Source organism: Bacillota bacterium (assembly GCA_012837285.1).
In the GTDB taxonomy this organism is placed as follows: domain Bacteria; phylum Bacillota; class DTU030; order DUMP01; family DUMP01; genus DUNI01.
Genome location: DURJ01000111.1, coordinates 1 through 5,363, shown reverse-complemented (window position 1 = coordinate 5,363; position 5,363 = coordinate 1). Strand labels below are relative to the sequence as shown.

General features: G+C 50.4%; 6 protein-coding genes. 1 reads left to right on the top strand and 5 read right to left on the bottom strand.

Features of this window, described 5'->3' with window-relative positions; translation table 11 throughout:
* The 5 genes from GX016_06210 to GX016_06190 all read right to left on the bottom strand — a co-directional run.
* Positions 1–98, bottom strand: a 98-nt coding sequence (locus tag GX016_06210) for an elongation factor P (protein ID HHT71152.1), incomplete at its 3' end; no start/stop codon positions are given.
* A 13-nt stretch (positions 99–111) separates the two neighbouring features.
* Complete coding sequence (locus GX016_06205; GenBank protein ID HHT71151.1) at positions 112–1,179, bottom strand: aminopeptidase P family protein; 1,068 nt, start codon at positions 1,177–1,179, stop codon at positions 112–114.
* Positions 1,180–1,217: 38 nt separating this feature from the next.
* Entirely contained in the window at positions 1,218–2,555 is a 1,338-nt protein-coding gene (locus GX016_06200; protein ID HHT71150.1) for a TldD/PmbA family protein, read from the bottom strand.
* A gap of 11 nt (positions 2,556–2,566) precedes the next feature.
* Complete coding sequence (locus GX016_06195) at positions 2,567–3,946, bottom strand: TldD/PmbA family protein (GenBank protein ID HHT71149.1); 1,380 nt, start codon at positions 3,944–3,946, stop codon at positions 2,567–2,569.
* 136 nt (positions 3,947–4,082) lie between these two features.
* Entirely contained in the window at positions 4,083–4,622 is a 540-nt protein-coding gene (locus tag GX016_06190; protein ID HHT71148.1) for a YqeG family HAD IIIA-type phosphatase, read from the bottom strand.
* 159 nt (positions 4,623–4,781) lie between these two features.
* Here GX016_06190 and sigK point away from each other — a divergent pair.
* Positions 4,782–5,363 (top strand): RNA polymerase sporulation sigma factor SigK (gene sigK, locus GX016_06185; GenBank protein HHT71147.1); only part of this gene is annotated, 582 nt, incomplete at its 3' end.

The following is a 5,363-nucleotide window of genomic DNA, read 5'->3' as shown; positions in this document are numbered from 1 at the left end:
CCTTTGCCGGGCTTCACATGTTGAAAATCCACCACCGTATATACTTCACCTTCAAGTTCAATGGTAAGCCCGGTTCGAAAGTCATTGGTTGAAATCATTTGTTAAACCCTCCTAAAGAACAAAAGTCTCCCTCGGTGCCTGGGATAACACTTCAACACCCTGTTCCTTGATCAGAATTATGTCTTCAGTGCGGACACCACCCCAGTCAGGCAGATAGATACCTGGCTCTACTGTAACCACCGTTCCCGGTAACAAGATATCGGTGGACTGCGCGGACAAGCGAGGTGCCTCATGAATAGCCAAACCCACTCCATGACCGGTAGCATGGCCAAAGTAATCACCATAGCCAGCCGCCGTAATTACGTCCCGGGCAGCTTGGTCCACTTTAGCACCGAGCACTCCAGGTCTGGCACAAGCGATAGCTCTTGTTTGAGCCTCTAGTACTGTCTCATATACTAATCGCTGCTTAAAAGTCGGTGTCCCCAAGACAAAAGTACGGGTCAAATCAGAGTGGTAACCCTGGTACACGGCTCCGAAGTCCACTGTAACCATCTCACCCACCTGGAGTTTTTTGTCACCTGCTTCCCCGTGTGGTAATGACCCTCTCACCCCGGATGCGACTATGAACGGAAACGCCGCCTTTTCAGCCCCGTGGTTATGCAGAAAAAACTCTAGTTCTAAGGCAATCTCTCTTTCAGTACGACCCGGAATCAATCGCGTTCGCAGGTACTCTGCGCCCTTATCGGCCAAAGCTATAGCTTGTCTCAGCAAAGCTAGCTCTTGTTTGTCTTTTTGAGCTCGCAGTGCCTCAACCAAACCGGTAGTCGGGGTCAAGTTGACAGCCGGCAAAGCTTGCGCCAGTTCGTGCCAGCTATGGTAGCTCAGGTGCTGAGCTTCAAAACCAAGTTTTGTTCGCCCCCGCGGCCATAATCCTTTGATAACGTTCTGCCAACTGCCCTCAATCTTTACGATTTCCCAGCCGTGCGCCTGCTTTGCTGCTTGCTCAACATAACGAAAATCCGTACATAAATAAGCCTTATCGCGCAAAACAAGTAGCATACCCTCCGAACCAGTAAAACCACTCAAATAGCGCATGTTCTGAGCTTGCCTAACCACCAACCCTTCCAGCTGCTGCAACTCAAGCTTATCCCGTAACTGCTCCAATCGGGTTAGGACCAAGTAATCCCCCTCTTTCTCCGTTTTCCTCCTGCTATGAATCAATCACCGCTGATGGTAAGGGGTTCAACCAGTAGCGCTGGCGAACCAAAGCCCAAGTAAAAGCGGAGATTAGATGCAACTGCCTGTACTTGGTTCAACATATCTTGAATATTTCCTGCCAAGATCACTTGACGTACCGGCCGGGTAAGCTTGCCTTGTTCTATTAACAACCCTGTAGCCCCCAGAGAAAAATCCCCTGAAATCGGATTAGCTGTATGGGCGCCCATAAGATCAAAAACATAAAGCCCCTGGTCCACACTTTGAATTAGCTCCTCTTCGCTGGCGGTGCCAGGACGAAAAAACATGTTTGTGGGGCCGACCTCGGGCGTGGTCTTAAATGAACCGCGAACACCATTGCCGGTAGACACAGTCTCTTCTTTGCCGGCAGTATATGAATTGTGTAGAAAAGTGCGGAGCACACCGTTTTCCACCAGGATTGTGCGCTCGCTAGGGACCCCTTCACCATCGGTCGGGGCAGTGTTAATCCCGCCCACTAACGACCCATCATCGATGATAGTGACCACCGGTGATGCCATCTGCTTGTCTATTTGGTCCGCAAATAGCGACCGCCCTTTTTGAACAGCCTCAGCCGTAAGAGCAGTGGCTAGGATGCCAAGAAACTGTGCCGCTACCTGAGGCGGTAGTACCAGAGCCAATTTCTGAGTCTTAATTGGTCTAGCCCCCAGCAACCGGACTGCTTCTAAGGCAGCCTCCTGACCGATGGCAACAGGGTCTATTTGGGCCAATTGCGTTGAATACGATAACCCGGATCCTGTTTGAACATCCCCATTCGCCTCAGCTACCACCCATACATAGCCACCGCAAAAATTGGCTCGGTAGCTTACACGCAGTCCATGAGAATTGGCCAGCAAAACAGTGTAGTCGTTTTCTTCATAGGCAGCACGTTCCGACTTAGTGATCCGAGTATCTGTGTTCAAAGCAGCCTGTTCAATGGCCAAAGCTAGATCTAGCTTGGCCTCAAGCGGTGTTTCCTCTATTTTGCCGTCAAATTGAGCCAGCGACCGATCGTAAGAAGCAGGAGTAGGTAGACTGGCACCACTATCTAAACTGGAGTATTTAGCACCCTGCACAGCCAGTTCCACCGTGTCTGCCACTGCCGCCTGACCCAGATCCGAAGTAAACGCATAGCCAAAGCTGCCGGCCTTGACAACTCGGATGCCCAGACCCCGTTCTCGGCTTCGATGTAAAGTCTCTAACTTACCGCCACGAACTTCTATCGTCAGGTTATCTCGGTCCAGAAAGTAGGTCTCAACCTCATCGGCTCCGGCTTTTTCTGCCAGTTGCAGGCCTGTCTGAACAATTGTTTCTCGTTCCATCCCTACACCCCCTACAGTAGGCCGCCAACAACTAATTCCGGTATGCGTATGGTGGGCTGCGCGTCTGAAACAGGCACCCCTTGTCCGTCTTTACCACACGTACCGATGCCAAACCCCAAGTCCGTTCCCACCAGATCTACCGCTAACAAAACTCTGGGACCGTTGCCCGACAAAGTAGCTCCCCTAACCGGATAACTTACTCGGCCCTTCTCAATCAAGTAGCCTTCCGCCACGTCAAAAACAAAGTCTCCCGTAGTCGGGTTTACCTGCCCACCCCCCATACGCTTAACCAGAAGGCCATGGTCTGTTTGACCGATTATTTCTGCCGGTGGGGTTTCCCCTGACGCCAAATAGGTATTGCTCATCCGCGGTATGGGATGGAATTGAAAAGACTGGCGCCGACCATTTCCGGTGGATCTCACCCCTTGGCGGCGAGCCCATTCCAGGTCGTACATGTAGCTTTCCAATATGCCATTACGAATAAGTACCGTCTCTTGAGCCGGCGTGCCTTCATCATCATAGGTATAAGAACCGTATTTGCCCGGTAACGTTGGATCGTCAATTACCGTTACCAGTTCAGATGCTACCCGTTGGCCTAATTTTCCGGCGTAAACCGACATTTCTTTACCGACAATGTCTGCTTCCAGCCCGTGCCCACAAGCCTCATGAATCATTGTACCGCCCGCTTCACCAGCCAGCACCACCGGCATACGGCCTGCCGGAGCCGGTTTGGCGCCAAGAAGCATCAACGCCCGTCGAGCCGAGACAGCTGCCATCTCTAGCGCTTCGTTTCTAGTAAACATCGAATTATCATTGCACGAGCCCAGCGATTCGTAGCCTGTCTGCACTACAGTCCCTTCTGCAGCAACTACATGGACAATCATGATGGTACGGTTACGGTAGTCGGTCACCATTTTACCCAAAGAGTTGGCAACCTGCACCTTCTGATCTGAACTACGATATCGTACTAATACTTGCCGAATCTTATCTCCAGCCGAGCGCGCTTCATTGTCAGCCGCATGTACCAGTTCCACTGCCTGGTCAATGCTTATGGGGCTCACAGCAGCGCCCCTCTTTTCAGTCCCTTCCCGGACTAAAGTTAGCACCTGCGGCTCCCCAGAGTCTTGTTTGAGCGCTGTCCTGGCGTCAGCTGCTGCTTTCATTAATCCAGGCAGCGAAATATCGTTCGTATAAACATATATTGAGCTGTCACCTGTTAACAAGCGTATGCCGGCTCCTTGATCCAACCCTGAATGAACTCTCTCTACCCGGCCAGCTTCAAGACCGATATTACTGATTTGACGCCGCTCTAAGAAGACTTCGGCAAAGTCTCCTCCGGCTGCCAGTGTCTCGGCCAAGACCCGTTCTAAGTCGCTCCGATCCAATAACATCACATTTCCTCCCCGCCACAGTTGGGAATTACTACTTACTGATCTTAGTTTATCCTCACACTCTAAATTTAGTCCAGCGCCTACAAAAACCGCCAAATAGGCTATTTCTACAGCTTAACAACTGATTCCTGCCCTACTAACCCTCTGTGGCCGGTTTTTCCACCAAGCCTCTTCTTATCAGCCGCCTTAGGACAATTCTCTCTAAGCTCCTTATAGCCTTGGTGCCAAAAAACTCCCTCTTAGACAGCGGCATCACTAAAACAGTGTATAAACCTAGGCGATTGCCTCCTAGGACATCAGTGAACAACTGGTCTCCGACAACTGCTGTCTCTTTTTCGGTAGTACCTAAGGTTGCCAGTGCCTGACGAAAAGCTCTTCGGCTAGGCTTGCGAGCTTTAGAAATAGCCGGGACGTCTAAAACCCTGGCCACTTTTTCCACACGATCCCTTTTGTTGTTTGAAACCAAGCAGGATAAAAAGCCCGTCTGCTTGAGCCGCCTGAACAACTCCTTCGCTTCCGGGGTGACCTCATACGCGTTCCAGTAAAGTAGCGTATTGTCCAAATCAAAGATAAGTCCGCGAATTCCGCGTTCCTTTAGCTGATCCAGCGGCAAATCAAACACCGAGCGTAGGTATAGTTTGGGGCAAAGCAAAGGAGAACAACTCTCTTGGGGCATGTTATCTTCCTCCACAGATGTTGGAACTCTTTAATTATACCAATATTGTCTTGTCTATACCAGAACAAGAGAAAACTGGTTCGACAGACAGGCACACAATAGCGTCAAGTCCCATATTATTTCAAAGAAGGCATTTTGACTTATGGAGGTGCTTGGCGCGTGCTTTCTACAACCCTAATTGTTAGTGTTACCCTTCTACCCGGATTCTTCATACTAATTTCATACATAACCAATAGCAGCGCTTTCCCCCAACCACTTTCCGCTGAAGAAGAGCTCCGTTATATCGTAGCTATGGAGCATGGAGACGAGATCGCACGCAACATATTAGTAGAGCGCAACCTGCGGTTAGTAGCCCATGTGGTTAAGAAGTTCGATAATACAGGTGAAGATGTGGACGACCTTATTTCCATCGGCACCATCGGCCTCATAAAGGCCATCAACACCTACGACCGTCATCAAGGGACTCGTTTGGCCACGTATGCGGCCAGGTGCATCGAGAATGAAATATTAATGCACCTCCGAACCATTAAGCGCATACGGCAAGAAGTCTCCCTTAACGATCCCATTGGCGTGGACAAAGAAGGAAACGAAATCGTGCTGCTAGATGTCCTCGGCACTGATGCCGATGAAGTTCCGGACATAGTAGAAGCTCAATGTGAGAAAGAAAAGCTGTACGAAAAGCTAAGGCACCTGGGCCGGCGCGAACGCAAAGTCATAGAACTACGCTATGGGCTCCCTTAT

What these genes read in the sequence shown, in the direction of transcription:
- GX016_06195 (HHT71149.1), bottom strand. Translation starts at nt 3,946, where the DNA reads ATGTTATTGGATCGGAGCGACTTAGAACGGGTCTTGGCCGAGACACTG.
- GX016_06190 (HHT71148.1), bottom strand. Translation starts at nt 4,622, where the DNA reads ATGCCCCAAGAGAGTTGTTCTCCTTTGCTTTGCCCCAAACTATACCTA.
- GX016_06200 (HHT71150.1), bottom strand. Translation starts at nt 2,555, where the DNA reads ATGGAACGAGAAACAATTGTTCAGACAGGCCTGCAACTGGCAGAAAAA.